14 protein-coding genes are annotated in these 17269 nt (G+C 48.7%); 12 read left to right on the top strand and 2 right to left on the bottom strand.

Features of this window, described 5'->3' with window-relative positions; all coding sequences use genetic code 11:
* Window positions 1-266: 266 nt before the first annotated feature.
* The 3 genes from Psfp_RS18880 to Psfp_RS18890 all read left to right on the top strand — a co-directional run bounded on the left by Psfp_RS18880 (window position 267) and on the right by Psfp_RS18890 (window position 3964).
* The gene (locus Psfp_RS18880; protein WP_134220070.1) at window positions 267-536 is read left to right on the top strand and encodes a transcriptional regulator; all 270 of its coding nucleotides are present in this window, start codon (window positions 267-269) and stop codon (window positions 534-536) included.
* A gap of 422 nt (window positions 537-958) precedes the next feature.
* Complete coding sequence (locus Psfp_RS18885; protein ID WP_134220071.1) at window positions 959-1123, top strand: DUF3006 domain-containing protein; 165 nt, start codon at window positions 959-961, stop codon at window positions 1121-1123.
* 87 nt (window positions 1124-1210) lie between these two features.
* Window positions 1211-3964 (top strand): EAL domain-containing protein, encoded by a 2754-nt coding sequence (locus tag Psfp_RS18890; RefSeq protein WP_134220072.1) that lies wholly within the window; start codon window positions 1211-1213, stop codon window positions 3962-3964.
* Between the two features lie 150 nt (window positions 3965-4114).
* On the opposite strand, the gene Psfp_RS18895 is transcribed toward Psfp_RS18890, so the two are convergent.
* Window positions 4115-4720: a carbonic anhydrase gene (locus tag Psfp_RS18895; protein WP_134220082.1), complete on the bottom strand. Its 606-nt coding sequence runs from the start codon at window positions 4718-4720 to the stop codon at window positions 4115-4117.
* Window positions 4721-5066: 346 nt separating this feature from the next.
* Here Psfp_RS18895 and hisD point away from each other — a divergent pair, with 346 nt between their 5' ends.
* The 6 genes from hisD (at window position 5067) to Psfp_RS18925 (ending at window position 13753) form a co-directional block, all read left to right on the top strand.
* Window positions 5067-6374 carry a histidinol dehydrogenase gene (gene hisD, locus Psfp_RS18900; protein WP_134220073.1) on the top strand — a complete coding sequence of 436 codons (1308 nt, stop codon included), beginning with the start codon at window positions 5067-5069 and terminating at the stop codon, window positions 6372-6374.
* Window positions 6375-6395: 21 nt separating this feature from the next.
* Complete coding sequence (locus Psfp_RS18905; RefSeq protein WP_134220074.1) at window positions 6396-7403, top strand: alcohol dehydrogenase catalytic domain-containing protein; 1008 nt, start codon at window positions 6396-6398, stop codon at window positions 7401-7403.
* Between the two features lie 243 nt (window positions 7404-7646).
* On the top strand, window positions 7647-9197 hold the full coding sequence (locus Psfp_RS18910) for a sugar ABC transporter ATP-binding protein (protein WP_243120804.1): 1551 nt from the start codon (window positions 7647-7649) through the stop codon (window positions 9195-9197).
* Between the two features lie 388 nt (window positions 9198-9585).
* Complete coding sequence (locus Psfp_RS18915; RefSeq protein WP_134220075.1) at window positions 9586-10620, top strand: ABC transporter permease; 1035 nt, start codon at window positions 9586-9588, stop codon at window positions 10618-10620.
* Between the two features lie 204 nt (window positions 10621-10824).
* The gene (locus tag Psfp_RS18920; RefSeq protein ID WP_134220076.1) at window positions 10825-11940 is read left to right on the top strand and encodes a sugar ABC transporter substrate-binding protein; all 1116 of its coding nucleotides are present in this window, start codon (window positions 10825-10827) and stop codon (window positions 11938-11940) included.
* Window positions 11941-12361: 421 nt separating this feature from the next.
* Complete coding sequence (locus Psfp_RS18925) at window positions 12362-13753, top strand: MFS transporter (RefSeq protein WP_134220077.1); 1392 nt, start codon at window positions 12362-12364, stop codon at window positions 13751-13753.
* 351 nt (window positions 13754-14104) lie between these two features.
* On the opposite strand, the gene Psfp_RS18930 is transcribed toward Psfp_RS18925, so the two are convergent.
* Window positions 14105-14416, bottom strand: coding sequence for a rhodanese-like domain-containing protein (locus tag Psfp_RS18930; protein ID WP_192895535.1), 312 nt, complete (start codon window positions 14414-14416; stop codon window positions 14105-14107).
* 304 nt (window positions 14417-14720) lie between these two features.
* Here Psfp_RS18930 and Psfp_RS18935 point away from each other — a divergent pair, with 304 nt between their 5' ends.
* The 3 genes from Psfp_RS18935 to Psfp_RS18950 all read left to right on the top strand — a co-directional run bounded on the left by Psfp_RS18935 (window position 14721) and on the right by Psfp_RS18950 (window position 16423).
* Window positions 14721-14945: a hypothetical protein gene (locus Psfp_RS18935; RefSeq protein WP_134220078.1), complete on the top strand. Its 225-nt coding sequence runs from the start codon at window positions 14721-14723 to the stop codon at window positions 14943-14945.
* Window positions 14946-15228: 283 nt separating this feature from the next.
* Window positions 15229-15531 (top strand): AbrB/MazE/SpoVT family DNA-binding domain-containing protein, encoded by a 303-nt coding sequence (locus Psfp_RS18940; RefSeq protein WP_134220079.1) that lies wholly within the window; start codon window positions 15229-15231, stop codon window positions 15529-15531.
* Between the two features lie 349 nt (window positions 15532-15880).
* Complete coding sequence (locus Psfp_RS18950) at window positions 15881-16423, top strand: nitroreductase family protein (RefSeq protein WP_134220081.1); 543 nt, start codon at window positions 15881-15883, stop codon at window positions 16421-16423.
* Window positions 16424-17269 lie beyond the last annotated feature (846 nt).

Here is a 17269-nt window from a genome sequence, read left to right on the forward strand (position 1 = left end):
TTACGTTTTGTCAAGTGTTTTTCTGAAATTTCTCCAATTTTTTAACGAAAAAAAGCAGGGTACCTTTTGATACTCTGCTCTTTTGTGCTGCGGGTATGGCCTTGGCCTTATCTTAATGACATTGCCCGTGCGGGTGTATTTTTTCGTGAAAACATGGTGAAAGACGAGCTTTTTTATATTTATGGACAAAAAAAGGTTTACTTAATTGATTAAGTGACAATAATAGTAGTGCAATAGAATAATTTTTTGAAAGGGGTTACCATTACATGACCACAACGTTGGCGGAATACTTCCATGGAGTGCAACACCGCCTGCCGGAAGAAGCGGAGAGGGTTATTAGATCTCTTGAGGAAGAAGGTCCCATGAACAAAGAGGAGCTATCCCTGACCGCTAAAGTGAAAAGGGCGGTCCTCGACCACATTGTTATCCAACTGTATGCGCTTGGTCTGGTGGACGTTGCTACCGAAGGCAAAAGTAAAATGTGCAGCCTGACCAAGCTTGGATATGATTTCCTGGTCTTAAGGAATGCCGGATAAGGCATTCCTTTTTACTTGTGGTTTATTCTTGGAACGCTTGGATATGTTTGAGACCACAGCAGGAAAAAACATGTTGAATATTTAATTAGTATAATAGATTTGTAAACGGCGTAGTAATGTGCAAAACCAGGGGTTTGGCGATGTAAATGATTCCGAAACCGGGTAGCAAGCCGCATACCGGTTAAATTTTTTTAAAGTTGGATTTTTAGCAATAGTTATGGCTTATGGCCTTCAGTATGACCAGCCCATCGGCAAGTTTGTATTCGTAGCCGGCTGCATGCTTCTCCATGGTGGTCGGCTTTTTCTACTCGTTTGAGGAAGTCTCAAAAAAACAACTGATTAATTTAATAAAATGCGTATAAAAAGAGTATATGAATTCAATTTCTCCAGAGATGTGATGAGAGAAAGGATGATTGAACCGCATGCTGACCATTGACAGATTTGAAGGGGAATATGCCTTAATTAAACTGAATAAAAGGATCTTTCACATCCCCAAGGTCCTCCTGCCAAAGGGGGCAAAGCAGGGCGATCGGGTCAGAATTGAAATCACCGTAGAGGAGGAACCTCGAGAACCAAGGAAGGAATAATAGGTGAGCTTTGGCATGGTTAGAGTTTTGATTGGAAAAAGGTTATGGAAGGATCTGCCGGTTCCGAAATAAGCCGGAGGGACTCTTATGACACTTCGCAAAAAGACATTGGTAGTCTTCGGGATTACACTGGCCATATTAATTATATTGCTTTATGCAACCTCAAGATGCACAATGTTGGAACGTTTCGCCGTGTTGGATGAACAGACCAGTCACCAAAACACTGAACGTGCCCTCTGTGCTGTAACAGAAGATATCGCATCTCTTTATTCCATCAACTATGACTGGGCCAATTGGGATGAAACCTATGCCTTCATTGAGGATGCCAACGAAGACTATATCAAGAGAAATCTCCCGGAAAACGCCTACGCCTACACCCAGTTCAGGATTAATTTGATTATTTATGTCAACTCCGCGGGGGAGATTATTTACGATAGGGGCTATGACTTTCTGACCGAAAAAGAGACAGCGGTTCCGCAAAGCCTTAAACAGCAGCTTGCGCCCGGCAGCCTGCTGCTGTCGCACCCACAGACAGACGGCAGCCTGGCGGGCATTATTCTCCTGCCCGAGGGTCCGGTTCTCATTGATTCCCAGCCGATCCGCCCCAGTGGAGGTAATGGACCGGCAGGAGGTTCACTGATTATGGGCCGCTATCTGGATGCGGAGGAGATCAGGCGGCTTGCCAGAAAGCTCCACCTTCCTTTGGTGTTGGAACGTTATGATCTGGCGGAGAAATCACCCGAGTTTAAGGATGTTTACCCGGCCCTATCGGAACAGGATCAGGTGGTGGTGCGCCCGCTGAGCGAGGAGACTGTGGCCGGCTACGGGTTGCTCATGGATCTGTATGGAAACCCGGCCCTGATCTTGAAAGTTGCGATGCCCAGGGATATCTACCGGCTGGGTTTAGCCAGTGTTCATTATTTTATCCTGCCATTGCTGGCCTTCTGCCTTATTTTTGGAATTGTGGTGCTGCTCCTGATAGAAAAAATGGTACTGTCGCGGCTGGCTGCTCTGAACAGTAGTGTACGGGGCATCAGCGCCAGCAGCGATCTTTCCTTGCGTGTCTCCATGACCGGTAAAGATGAGCTTACAAGCCTGGCCATGGCAGTTAATAAAATGCTTGAATCGTTGGCGCGGTCCCATCGCGCCCTTTACGAAAGTAAAGAGAGGTACCGCACCTTAACAGAGAACACCTATGATCTGATTAGTGAGATTGATACAAAGGGGCGGTACCTTTACGCCAGTCCCAATTACAAAGATGTCCTGGAATATGAACCCGGCGACCTTCTGGGCAAACACGTGACTGATTTTATTTACCAGGAGGATCACGCGGCGGTTATGGCTTCGTTGGGGAAACTACTACTGGATCACTTCGCCCCGGGGCAGTTGGTTTACCGGGCCGTGGCAAAAAACGGGGAATTCTGCTGGCTGGAAAGCACCGGGAAAACTTACAGCACAGCCGCAGGCGAAACCAGGACTGTTTTTGTTTCCAGGAATATCTCCGAAAGGCAGCGCTTTGAAGAGATGATCAGGTATCAGGCTTTCCATGATCCGGTTACCGGACTGCCCAACCGGATGCTGTTCAAGGACCGTCTCTCCCTGGCTATTGCTCACGCTAAGCGGTACAACCAGCCTCTGGCAGTGCTGTACCTGGATCTGGACCGGTTTAAGGTAATTAATGATACCCTCGGCCATGGTTTGGGCGATCGGCTGCTTAAGAGTGTGGCCGATCGTTTGACTGCGTGTGTAAGTGAGGAAGACACGGTGGCCAGGCTGGGAGGGGACGAGTTTACTCTGCTGCTGCCGGACGTAGACAGAGGAGAAAACGCCGCCGTAGTAGCCCAAAAAATAGTGGAGTCCATCCGGCAGCCCTTTAAAATTGATGGCTATGAACTTTTTATCACCACCAGCATTGGAATTGTCCTTCATCCCAACGATGGCAATGATGCCGAAACCTTGCTTAAAAACGCTGATACGGCTATGTACGGGGCCAAGGAAATAGGCAAAAACAACTACCAGTTATACAACCCGTCCATGAACGCTAAAGCTTTTGAAAGGCTATCTCTGGAAAATAACCTGCGTCGTGCTTTGAGCCGTAACGAATTTGTGGTTTACTACCAGCCCAAGGTGAACATCAACACGAAGTTGATAGTTGGCGTGGAGGCCCTGGCACGCTGGCAGCACCCACGGCTGGGACTGGTATCTCCCGATCAGTTTATTCCTGTGGCGGAAGAGACGGGGTTGATCGTTCCGATCGGCGAATGGATCCTGCGGACAGCCTGTGCCCAAAACAAGGAATGGCAGGAGGCGGGCCTGCCGCCCATACGGGTAGCAGTGAATCTTTCCGCGCGTCAGTTTCAACTGCAGAACCTGGTCGATACCGTCTCGCGGATTTTACAAGAAACAGGACTCGACCCCAGCTGGCTGGAACTGGAAATCACTGAAAAATTGGTCATGCAGGACGCTGAATATACATTCAGAGTCCTGGAGGAACTGAAGAACATGGGGATTATTCTGACCATAGACGACTTTGGTTCGAGTCTCTCCCTTGGTTACTTAAGGCGCTTTCCAGTTAACAAGTTGAAAATTGACAGGTCGTTTGTTAGTGAAATTGGTTCAAACCGCAACCATGAGGCTATCGCGGCAACGGTATTATACCTGGGTAAAAGCCTGAACCTGGGGGTTATCGCAGAGGGGGTCGAAAACGAAAAACAGTTGGATTTCTTAAAGCAGCACAACTGCAGCGAGCTGCAGGGCTTTATGTTTGGACGACCGGTATCGGCCAGCGATTTCAAGGAGTTGCTGCAAAAGGAATTTGAATTTCCAAGCCGGACAACCTAAAGGGCGGCTTTTTTACAGCCACCCTTAAGTTGTTAAGGATATTATACTATTTAAGTCCTAATTTATAGAGCGAATGAGCTCATACACAATTTATTGCCTTATAAGCCTGCAGATATGCCTACAGGTCGGCGAAAGCGAATTTGTTCAGGGCTACTTACTGATATTAAAGACCACTTCCCCTGATCCCAGGTGATATTTAGCCCCCGCCAGCGTCAGATTACCGCTCGCCAGCAGGCGCTGGATGATGGGGCTCTTTTGCAGGTCCCGTATGGTTGCCATAATATTTTCATCGGCAGCAGCCTCATAGAGCTGTGCTCCGGTTGCGCCGGCCGCCTTTGCCCTGGCCAGAGAGGGTTCAATTTTATCAATAATAGCCCCTATGCTTCCCTCTGCTTCTCCCCCGTCCACAGCAGCCTTAACGGCGCCGCAATTTTCATGGCCCATCACCACTACCAGCGGTGTGTGCAGGTGCTCCACAGCATATTCCACACTGCCTATCGCAATTGTATCTACAACATTACCCGCCGTCCGTACCACAAATATGTCGCCCAAGGCCTGGTCGAACAGGAGTTCGGGCGGTATGCGGGAATCCGAACAGGATACGATCACGGCAAAAGGGTTTTGGCCCTTTAAGAGCTCTTCCCGCCGTCCTGCTCCCAGTTCCTTGTCAGCAGGTTTACCACTGGTAAACCTGTTGTTTCCTTCAATTAGTTTTTGCAGCGCCGCCTCCCATGAGGCAGTAAGATTACTAGACATGCTCAACGCTTGACACCCCCTATCGATTTTCTATTAATAAAAGGATATTTAGCCATTAATTTTCTAAATCCTCTAAAGAAAACAATTTGCGCCAATATTTTAATAATATAGTCTATAGTAGTAGATCTCGGCAAGGATTCCATGAAGCCCTTGACAGAAAAATTCCTTAAAAAAGAGGAATTTGTGATTTGTTATCGAAAACAATAAGCGCTTACTTTACCATGTTAAAGCATTAATTATTTATTGGACGTTTGTTTGAGAGGTCGCCGGGAGGCAGGCTCCAATCCTCAGGAGTTTGTCTGTTTTTTTTAGAGTTGACTATTATCTGAGCAGAGGGGGACAAAACATGTACATCCGGGTTTATGAACTCAAGGAAATGGCTGCCGGGGATTATAGCAGGGTCATGAAAAGGAGCGAGGTGGAGACGGGTTCCATCCTGGGTGATGTAGCCAAAGTTATCGACCGGGTCAAGGAGCGCGGCGACGAGGCGCTGGTGGATTATACGAGGGAATTTGAAGGTGTTTCCATTTCCAAAGACCAGATCAAAGTAACAGCTGAGGAAATTCAAGATGCCTATGCCAAGGTTGATCCGGAAACTGTAGACGCTATAAAAACACTGGCCGGCAACGTCAAGCGTTTTCACGCCGCCCAGATGCCCAACAAAATGTGGTCCACAGAGCTTTCGCCGGGCCTGGTGGCCGGGCAGGTGGTAATTCCCCTGGAGAGGGTCGGGTGTTATGTGCCCGGCGGCAGGGGTTGGTTCCCATCCGCGGTGATGATGTCTGTCTTGCCGGCCAAGGTGGCGGGGGTTCCGCAAGTAATCGTATGTACTCCGTCCGCGCCGGACGGCTCAGTGCCTGCCGGGACGCTGATCGCCTGCGACGTGTGCGGGGCTGACTCGGTATACAGGGTAGGCGGCAGTCAGGCTGTAGCAGCTATGGCCTACGGTACCCAAACCGTCCCCAAGGTGGACAAAATAGTGGGTCCGGGCAGCAAGTGGGTGCTGGCGGCCTTTAAGCTGCTTTACGGCCAGGTTGAAATCGGCACGCACGCCGGGCCTGGCGAGGGGCTTATTATTGCGGACGAGTCGGCCGATCCGGAGTTTGCCGCGGCGGACATCTGTATCCAGGCAGAGCATGGTTTGGACTCCGCCGGGGTCCTGGTGACCCACGTCAGGGAGCTGGCTTATGCCGTACAGGAGCGGATAGGCCGCCATATTGAAAGATTGAGTGATTACCGCAAAAACTTTGTGGTCGAATCTTTGAGAAAATACGGGGCCATTGTAATTACCGAATCACTTGAGGAATCAATTGCTTATGCCAATGAGTATGCGGTGGAACACCTGGAAATCATGACCAGGGAACCCATCCTGGATATGCAGAAAATCAAAAATGCAGGCGGTATTTACCTTGGGCACTATACCCCTCTGAGCACCGGTTGCTTTGGCTCCGGCCCCAACCATGTCCTGCCGACCGGGCGCCGGGCGGTGGTTTCCGGGGGGCTGAAAACGGCGGACTTCTACAAAGCCGTTACCTTTGAGTATTTCTCCAAGGAAGGACTATCCAACCTAAAGGACGCTATGGTCAAGCTGGCTGATTACGAAGGTTTTCCGGCCCACGGCAACGCCATTCTGGAACGGTTTGCCCGGGACTAACGAGGAAGGCAGGAGAAGAGCATGTTGGCTGCCCGTTATTACGGCATTGGGGATGTCAGGGTGGAAGAAGTCCCGCGGCCCGTTTGCGCCCCGGGTGAGGTTTTGATTAAAGTGGCCTATGCCGGCATCTGCGGATCGGACTTGCATATATACCGCAAGGGAATGTTTGTAACTTATATCCCGGTTACCATGGGACATGAATTTTCAGGCGTGGTTGCCGAGGTCGGGGCTGATGTGACCGGACTTTCGCCTGGCGACGCGGTGGTGGGAGACCCGCGGGTTTCCTGCGGGAACTGCGAGTGGTGCCGGCAGGGTCAGGGGAACCGCTGCCCGGAGCTGGGCTTTATTGGTGAGGTTTCCCCCGGTTGTTTTGCCGGATACCTCTTGATGAAGCCGGAGTACCTTTTGAAAATTCCCCAATCCATGTCATTGCGGAAGGCGGCTCTGGTGGAACCGCTGGCTGTGGCCCTGCACATTGCAGCAATAGCGAAGTTGACCCCCGGGGTGAGTTTGGGTATTGTCGGGGCGGGCCCGATCGGACTTTTGACCATTTTGGCTGCCCGGGCGGCCGGGATCAGCCGGGTGGCCGTGGTTGACCTCTCCCCGGGCAGACGCGCGTTTGCTGAAAAACTTGGGGCAGACCTGGTAATGGAAAGTTTTCCGGAGGATGCCTCCAGTCAGGTTGATGTGGTGATTGAGGCGGTTGGGGTGGAAAACACTTTGCAAGGCGCCGTAAAATGGCTTAAACCCGGCGGCCGTTTGATAATGGCCGGGTTGTATGAGGACAAGATTCTCTTTGACCCCAACGATATAGTGAATAAAGAACTTGACGTCAAGGGTGTCAACGCTTACGGGACAGGTGACCTGAAGAAGGCCACAGACTATATAGACGGTGGTATTATTGATGTTACTCCGGTGGTATCACATATACTGCCGCTTGCTTCGGCGGCGGATGCTTTTACCATGTTGACTGCCTCCGACAAAAACGCCGCCAAGATTCTCTTTAAAATGGATTACTGTAAAACGTAATAAAGCTGTTCCCAATAAAGTGTTCCGATTAGTGCAAAATGCAAGTGATGTAGGCGCCATTTCAATCGCACACGGCGCGCCAGCGCCGTACTTCAATGTCTAATGGAACATTTGTGCGAATAAATTCGCACCTGCACTTTTTGGGGCATTCCTTTGGAGACAGGTATTGTCGAGATACATGTCGTTTTATATGTTCGTACTCGTTAGTTGCAGGCGATAGCCAGGTAAAGGGGGTTTTGCGTCTTGCCGGTAAGCGCATTGAACGCAGCCGGGGAAACCGGTACGGTCTTAAGACTGAGCCAAATATCCAAAATTTATCCGGGGACGGTAGCCCTGCACAATGTCAACCTGGATGTGCAAAAAGGGGAAGTCCACGGCATTATCGGCAAAAATGGCGCCGGCAAGTCAACCCTGGTCGGGATTATCGCGGGTATGATCAGCCCGACGGAAGGCGAGATATTTGTTGAAAATAAGAGATTTACAGCCTTAACCAGGATTATCTCCAAAAAAGAGAAGATATCCATTGTTCCACAGGACCCTCAGGTGATCCTTGACTTCACGGTGGCTGAAAACCTTTTCATGGGCGATTACATCTGCCGGAACAGGTTTGTTAACTGGAAGGAGATTTATAGCCGGGCAGAGCAGATTTTAAAAAAAGCAGGCCTCCATATCAACGCGCGTGCCAAAGCGGCCGATCTTTCCATTAGTGAGCGCCAGCTCTTACTGGTGCTGAAAGCGTTTTATGTGGAAAATGCCGGTATTGTCATCCTGGATGAGGTGTCGGCTTCCCTCTCACAGAAGGATGAGCAGATCCTGTATAAAATTATCGACCAGATCAAGGCGACCGGGAACACCGTTCTCTTCATTTCCCACCGGACCGATGAACTGTTAAAGGTCTGTGACCGGGTCACCGTCCTGCGCGACGGCAGGACGATTGTCACAGAAAGCTGTGCGGACCTGAACAGGGAAAAACTTTCCTCATTGATTGTCGGTGAGGAATTCAGGGCTAATAAGAGAACCCAAGGGTCAGTTCCAACCTGCGATATGAATGAAGGACCCGTATTGTCTGTGGAAAACCTTACCAGGCTGGGATTTTACCATAATATAACCTTTCAGTTGAGAAAGGGTGAGATTCTTGGCCTCGCAGGCTTGCGGGGCAGTGGCCGGACGGAGATCCTCAAAGGCATTGCCGGCATTGAGCCGGCGGAAGGCGGGCTGATCAGAGTTGGCGGCACAGTCAGGCGCCTGACCCATCCCTCCCAGGCTTTAAAAGAAGGTATTGTTTACCTGCCCGAAGACAGAGAGAACGAGGGAATTCTGGGCACTTTGAGTGTCAGGGAAAATCTCATCTTAAACTCCCTGCCGGCTGTAAGCCGGGGGGGAGTAGTCAATAAGGCGCGGGAAAGGCAGTTTACAGCCGGCGTTATCGAGACGTTGGGTATTAAAACGGCTTCCCAGGAACAGGAGGTCAACCAGCTTAGCGGGGGCAACAAGCAAAAGGTTGTGGTGGGCAGGATTGCAGCGACGCTGCCTAAAGTGGTGCTGCTGGACGAGCCTACTAAGGGCGTGGATATCTCCGCCAAAGAAAGCATTCTGGACATAGTCAGAGAAAATTTATGCAAAACAGCGGGAATCATCATGACCTCGCCGGGCTTAGACGACTTGATCATGGTCTGTGACCGCATTTTAATACTGTACCGGGGCGAAATTACCGGGGAGTTAAAAAGGGAAGATTTTTCTGAAGGAGACCTGTATATGGCGGTACAGGGCAATAAGATAGAAAACCCTAGTTAGCTATCATGGATCAAACACATCAGAGACTTCCCCCCCTCAAAGTAATATAGTTTGTTATTTCAGGATGTCGTAAGGCGTAAGGCGTAGGGCGTGAATTATACTGCATTCCTTATAGGATGGTCGTGAGACGTGGGACGTGAGTATATGCTGTATGCCTTTGGGGTCTGAAAACAAGGTAATGGCATGAGGAGCGATACTTCAACAAATGCAGGTGCGAATTCATTCGCACAAAAGCTACAGAATATATGCAGACCCACGTCTCAAGTCTCACGTCTCACGTCTCACGTCTAAAATTTTACGCCTTACGCCCTACGCCCTACGACATGGATCTTACTATAAACGTTTTGCGAGTAGTTACAAAATTCTGGTCTTAAGGGAGTAAGATTTAATGCCCAAGAAGCTTCAAGTGCAGTTGTTTTTGTTGGATAACCTCATATGGGTTATTATCGCGGGGTTCTTCCTCCTGAATGTGGTGATAACCCCCAAGTTTGCGACCTATGATAACCTGGTCAACATTTTTTACCACAGCGCCATCATGAGCATGCTTGTCCTGGCGCAGGGCCTGGTTATGATCATCGGTCTGCTTGATCTATCCATCGAGTCTATCCTGGCCTTTGCGCCGGGTATTGCCCTCTTGCTGGCCACCAAATGGCTTCCAGGCAGTATCGACCCAATCACTTGCATCTTTATAACGCTGGCTGTGGGAGCCCTGGTGGGGCTTTTTAACGGGGTCTTTATTGCCAAGATAGGGGTAAACCCTTTCCTGCAGTCACTCTCCATGCTGATCATGCTGCGTGGCGTCGTCCTTTTTTTGGTCCCCTTCTCCATCTTTCCACTCGCTAAAGTCTATACTTATGCCGGGCAAGCCAGAATGGTCGGCAATATTCCGGTGGCAATCCCGATTGTCCTGATCATCTTCATTATATTTCATTTTATTTTGCAGCACACCACTTTTGGCCGCTACTTCGTGGCCACCGGGGGCAATGCCAGGGCCAGCTTTGTTTCCGGCATCAATACGAGCAAAATGGTGATCTGGGCGTTTGTTATCAGCGGTATACTGGCGGCTGTGGCCGGTCTTCTGGCGGCCGGCAGGCAGGGTTCAATATCCAACTCCATGGGCGACGGGATGGTCATGCTGTCCTTCGCCGGCGCCATCCTGGGCGGCGCCAGCCTTGATGGCGGCAAAGGAACCCCGCTGGGTATGCTGGGAGGAGCGCTGCTGCTGGGTATGATTTCAAACTCTCTGAATTTACTCGGAGTGAATGTCAGCCTGGTTTACGCCACCCAGGGCGCGTTGATCTTTTTGGCCATCATAATCGACCGGGTAAGAGAGAAGGTCCGCAATCACTTGTTGCACCAGGAACAGGTTAAAAAGATGCTGCGCCACGAGCAGCAGGAGACAAATCAGCTGGCGATCGGCTAAAAAAGAGATTAGACAATGAGGTAGCAGACTCGGCGTAAAGCATGAATAAACACTCAGCGATATGTGTTGGGTAATTCACTCCGAATGTATTTTAAGAGAAGACGGCATTTTCAAAGAGAGAAACAACAAAAACAGTCTTTAGGGGGTGTTTGGAGAAAGGTCCTGAAGTTCTAGAATCAAGAGAGAAAAAAGGAGGCGTTATTAATGAAGATTAAATGGATTACAGGCCTGGTGACGGTGCTGGCGCTGGCTATGTTGCTATCCGGTTGCGCGTCCGGCCAGAGCGAAAAGAAATCCGAAACGGCGGGCCAGGACGGCAAGCAGCTGGTTTTCGGTATGATTATTAAAGACCCCACGGCCCCCTTTATCCAGGCTTTTATCAACGGAGCAGAAAGTAAGGCCAAGGAACTCGGGGTAAAGGTCGATATCAAAGACGGCCAGGCTGACTCTTTGAAGATCATGGAATTAATGGACAACTTTATAGTACAGAAAGTGGATGGCTTTATCATGGCCGGCGCGGTGGACTTAAAGGCGATTGTCCCCGGTGTTAAAAAGCTGAATGAAGCCGGCATACCTATCATGGCTCTTGACACCTCCCCCGAAGGCGGTAAGGTGGACATGTTCTTGTCCTTTGATATTGAGCAATCCAGCAAAAAGGCGGCTGAAGCTTTCGTTCAGGGAATTAAAGACCGCAACGGCGGCGAGGTGCCCAAGGGTGTGGTAGTCGAAATCACCGGTTCTCTGGAGGATATGTTCACCCAGGCCTGCACCAAGGGCTTTCGCTCGGTAGTCGACCAGTACCCGCAGCTTACAGTTGTACAAGGTGAAGGAAAGTGGAACAATGATGACTCCAATAAACGGACCAGCGATCTCATAACCCGCTATGGAAAAGAGATCAAGGGTATATATGTGCAGACACCTGACATCATGGGCGCCGGTGTAGTCACAGCCATAGAAGCAGCCGGCTTAAACCCCAAGGATTACGGCATTACAGGTATCTGTATGGGTCCGGAAGGGTTGCAGCTAATCAACGAAGGCAAGGTCCTGGCTATTGTTGAACAGCCTGCTTTTGAATCAGCGCAACTCGCGGTACAATATCTTTATGATCTGAAAAATGGCAAGGAGATACCCAAAATCGGAGATACCGTCACCAAGGATAACGCCTTGTGGTCCCCTGCCAAGGTAATCGAAAACCCGTGGGCTGACGAGGGCGCCTATATGGTGCTGCAGGGCCCGCTGGTGCCGCTTGAGGTAAAAGCAGACAACCCCCTGCTGTGGGAAAACAAACTGAGCAGCTTGTGGAAACAGGAAAATAAATAGTAACATGGTTTTCTGAAATTAATGATTTCCGGTACGTAATGCACCTGACTTTAACGGTCCGGTGCATTTTGTATAGCTTTTCATCGTAACCTTCAGATTTAAAAAACTAACAATTGAGCAGGATAATGGTTAATACTGTCTAAATAAGACCATATATAATTCATAATTTAACCAATCGCACACGGCGCATTGGCGCCGAACTTATTGGAGCCGAAGCAACATGTGTGCGAATGAATGCACCTGCATGTCTGTGGTATCCTTATGTGCAGTTGAGCACTTGTTTTCAAGATAGGGATTGCTTTGACATGTTTGTTTGCTCATAGGGTCACCCATCATCATGAGAATAATAGCACTGTAATTTACCCTGCTAAATGAACAAACTTCAGCAAATAACAAAACAAGTAGCAACAGGAGGGCTACCATGGATCAAAACACGTCCCTGCGCAAACACACATTAATTTCAGCCATAATGGCTTCCTTTTTAACCCCATTTATGGGCAGCGCCGTCAACCTGGCCATTCCCAACATTGGCCTGGAGTTTAACGCCGGCGCCACTCTGCTCAGCTGGACGGTCAGCAGCTATCTGCTGATCACGGCCGCCCTGCTGTTGCCCTTCGGGCGATTGGCGGATATGGTGGGAAGAAAAAAAGTATTTGTTACCGGGTTGGCTATTTTTACCCTGGGTTCCCTGTTGTGCGCGCTTGCCTGGTCGATCGAAACACTGATTCTGTTCCGTTTGCTGCAGGGGGTCGGGGGATCGATGATTTTCGGGACCAGCATGGCCATCCTTACTTCAGTTTTTCCGCCGCAGGAGAGGGGCAAGGCGCTTGGTTACAACCTGGCTGCGGTCTATACGGGCCTTTCATTAGGTCCTGTTCTGGGCGGGGTATTAAACCACCAGATGGGGTGGCGGTCTATCTATTATTTTATTGTTTTGCTGGGAGCGGCCGCTTTTGTGATTACCTCGACCAAACTAAAGGGAGAGTGGTTAGGTGCGGAGGGAGAACGTTTTGACACAGTCGGGACTGTCCTTTACATAGTCGGGCTGGTTGCTGTTCTATATGGGTTTTCCACCATAGCTACGTCAATCTGGGCCAGGTATATCCTTGTCCTGGGCATGATTTTGATGGTCCTTTTTGTACGCCACGAAATCAAAGAGCGGAATCCTATCTTAAACATGAAACTTTTTAAAAATATAGGATTCGCTTTCTCCAACTTGGCGGCACTAATCAACTACAGCGCTACCTTTGCGGTAGGTTTCCTTTTGTCTCTGCATCTACAGGTGGTTATGGGCATTAACTCCCAGTCAGCCGGGCTGATCCTGCTGGCCCAGCCGGTCATCATGGCCGTGCTCTCGCCGTTTACCGGCAGGCTTTCGGACCGGGTAGAACCACGGGTGGTAGCTTCCTGGGGCATGGGCCTGACCACCCTGGGGCTGTTCATCCTTATCTTCATCAGCAGGAGCACGCCGGTTTGGTCGATTATCCTCAACCTGGCCCTGCTGGGAACAGGCTTTGCCTTGTTTTCCTCCCCGAACAGCAATGCCATTATGGGTTCGGTTGAAAAAAGGTTTTACGGTGTGGCCTCCTCCACCCTGGGCACCATGCGGCTCGTCGGGCAGGCCGTGAGTATGGCCGTGGCCACCCTGTTCATTGACCTCTATGTAGGTACAGCCGGGCTGAGCCCGGCTTACGCCGATCAGATTGTTGCCAGCGTGAAAGTTTCTTTCATGGTATTTGCTGTCACGTGCTTGTTCGGCATCTATGCCTCACTGGCGCGGGGGGAAATTAACACGGGGGCAAAACGGGGTTAGCGGGAGGCGGATATTTATTATTATTCGGTCTATCCGGTTGTAATGAAGCGAAAAATTTACGTAGCCGGTTTTTCCAACCTGTCAACTCCAGCGGCGAGGTAGGGGGGTATCAAATTCAATACTGTCAAGCCTGTCATTGACGGAAGTGCGGACGGAGCGTTGATATAAGTATCTGGGGAGAAGATTCTGATAGGAAATCTGACGGAGGCAAGATTTTGAGTAAGCAAAAAAGTTTCTAATCGCTTTACAAACTCCCAATTGCTGGAGATTCACATGAAAACCTCCATTTCAGCTCTAATTGCATTTTTTGAAAATACTCTGTAGCCAACGGCTACTGCTAAAACTACTTCCTCAGCTTGTATTCGATGATTCTTTTATAAATGGTTCCCACCCGTTTGACCAACCTCCTTCCAAAGAAAAGCTTTTATACCCATCATTTCGTAACGCTTTAGCTATTTTGTATGATTTGTCACCTGTTTCACAATAAACAATTATTAATTTATCTATGCTAAACTCTCTATTTTTTATTTCAAGTTCATTAACATTAAATTGTTTAGAACCTGGTATGTGGACTCCGAGAATCAACGATCCGGTAAGAATTGAAATAAAGCAGTGCCACAGATTCGTTCCTGTAACAACAGTTGCTAAAAGTGTTGAGGACACCGCAAGTATTATTGTGTGGACTTACAAATTCCTGCCACTTTGGCGCAAATAACCCAATTCCGGGCTTAAATAACCAAAATACAAACCGTGCTGGTACTCGGGAGCTTTTTATTTTGCCATCCGATTATTGCTGTGCATAAATGGTTTGCCAGGCACCCTGCTACTTTAAACAGTCCACCACAACACCGCATGGTGGCTATTAGCCATTAAGGCAGATTTTTCAAAAAACCGGGCCAGGAAGATTTTTTAAAATATGAAAAAGATTATCATGATGTTATAATGGAGCTATGCGGGGTGGATAGTAATGATTTACCTTGATGTCTGTTGTCTGAACCGTCCGTTCGATGACCAGACCCAAGAAAGGATCCGGCTTGAATCTGAAGCTGTTTTGTCAATTCTTTCTGGTTGTGAAGCAGGTAAATGGTATTTGGTCGCTAGTGAGGCCATTGATTATGAAGTCTCAGTCACTCCTGATCCTGAACGGAAAGAAAAGGTTGGTGCTTTTGCGGATTTAGCCATGAAAGAATAGAAGTTGATGAAGGAGTAAAAAAAAAGAGCCGATTACCTTGTGAGCATAGGATTTAAGCCATTTTACGCTTTGCATCTTGCCAGTGCTGAAAGTGTGGTTGCCGAAGTGCTCTTAACGACTGCTGACAAATTCCTATGTGTCAAAATATTGTGAATGTTAAACAGAGTGGTCGCCCGGCACTGATGGGATAGGAAAAGATATTTTAACAGGGGGTTTTAATTGACAACACCTTAAAATGCAGATAAACTGTATTTGCAGCTAATCAGTTAAGGAGGCGTTGCAGATGCCAGAGGTCATACAGCAGGTACAAAAACGTATGCTTATCAGTCTGTCTCAGATTGCTAAAAAACTAAATATACAGGAAGGGGATTATATCGCCTTAGAGGAACGGGATGGGGGAATTTTTATTAAACCCGTTGCATGGCACGATAAAAGCCAAGAGTATTTTTGGTCTGTTGCTTGGCAGGAAAAAATGAAGCAAAGCGCTGACGCCTTAAAAGAAGGCCGATATAAAACATTTTCTAATGCCGACGAATTATTAGAGTACCTTGGGGAAGAAAAGAATGCCGACGATAATTCTAACTGACCCTTTTAATAATGACTTTCGGAAGCTATCAGCTGCCGAACGAAAGCAGACCAGGAAAACTCTACGTTTTATGGCTGTCAATCCAAAACATAATTCACTTAAGATTCACCGGATCAAGGGTACAGGGTTTTGGGAGGCTTATGTCAACAAAGATATTAGGGTTGTTTTTGAGCAAAACAGCGACACGCTAATACTTCACGCTATCGGGCACCATAACATTTTACGAAAAATATAAATTGGTTTACAGTAACGTATAATCATCAGGGTGAGACAATTCCCAAACGATCTGCATCTTCCATTATCCGTAGAATTATATGTACACTCCAATAAAAAGTAAAGGTGGTTTTTCATGGATGCATTAAAAGCAATTGAATTGAGAAAAAGCACGCGAAGCTATCAGCAAAAACCTGTAGAGGCTGACAAGATTGAGCAGCTTATCGCGGCAGCAAATAATGCTCCAAAGGCAGGTACGCTCCATATTTCTGTAGTCGAAAATACAGATGTACTGAAAGAATTAAATAATGCGACATTGATTGCCATGAAGAACTCCGGCGTCGAATTTTTGATGAGTCGCGCTGCTCTCGAAGGATATCAGCCGCTATATGGCGCCCCTGTGTTGTTCTTGTTAACAGCTCCTAAGGATGCTCCATACAATACAGCCACCGCCTCATGTGCGGCGGCCAATATCACAATTGCCGCAACAGCCCTTGCGCTTGGTTCGTGTTATGTGATTTCTCCTTTGCTTGGCCTTGATGGCAAGAGTGAACTTAGTGGGAAAATAGGTATTCCCGAAGGGTTCTCTCCTGTTTGCGGTGTTCTGGTGGGCTATTCCGCCGGTGAAGCATTTTCAACACCTAAATCAGCCGCATATAGTGTAAATTATTGCAAATAGCCTCCTGGTCCCCTGCAGTTGTCTCTGCTGTGCGAGTTCATGCAAACAAAGCATTTAAGCTGTCAATTATATCGCTGTTTGCAGTGTGATGTGGAAGAGGAAATTCCGGAAGAGGTAGTTAAGTATTTTGACATTTTGGTTCGGGGGAGCTGACTGTACCTCCCAGGTTTGCCTGTGAAAAATGCGGAGGAGAAATGCGTCCCAAAGAGCCGTGGCATACAGTTTAGAAGACATCTTCTAAAAAAGGAAGAACCGCCCGACGGCGGGCGTCAATAAGGAAGTATTGTTAACAGGGAACGGTGTGGCCGGAAGGCTACGCCGTTTCTCTGTGTACGCCCAGCATGGGCGTCATCTATAGGGTGAAAGTCCCGAACGGGGGCTGGCGAGCGCCTACCATTAGCCAAAGGCAAGGGTGTCCGTCGCGAGACGGAATCTGAAGGAAGCTGGAGGCAAACGCTTGACCCGAGGTACACGAACCCAATTTGAGGCTGTCTTAGCCGGACAAGTCACCACAACATGACAAAGTCCAAAGCCGCCAAGGACTGAGGTAGTAAACTTGGGCGGGTATATGAGCGAAAAGATGACGTTTTTATCTGGGGAGGTCTGCAGGAGATGCCAAGTAATTTGGTAACCGTCGTTGTGAAGCGGCGCTGAACCTGCAGAAGTCAGCCGAGGTCATAGTACGGCAGTAGGGGATAGGCGGTAGCGTCCGGCGCTATGAGGCTGTATTTTCAACTGTGTAAATGGGAATAATCTCCAATATAAAACAAAAAGGAGAAATGACCATGACACAGTTAAACGAAAAGGAAATGCAGCTTGCAGCTCTGATTAGCGAAGAGTGTGCGA

The organism is Pelotomaculum sp. FP (assembly GCF_004369245.1).
Taxonomy (GTDB): domain Bacteria; phylum Bacillota; class Desulfotomaculia; order Desulfotomaculales; family Pelotomaculaceae; genus Pelotomaculum_C; species Pelotomaculum_C schinkii.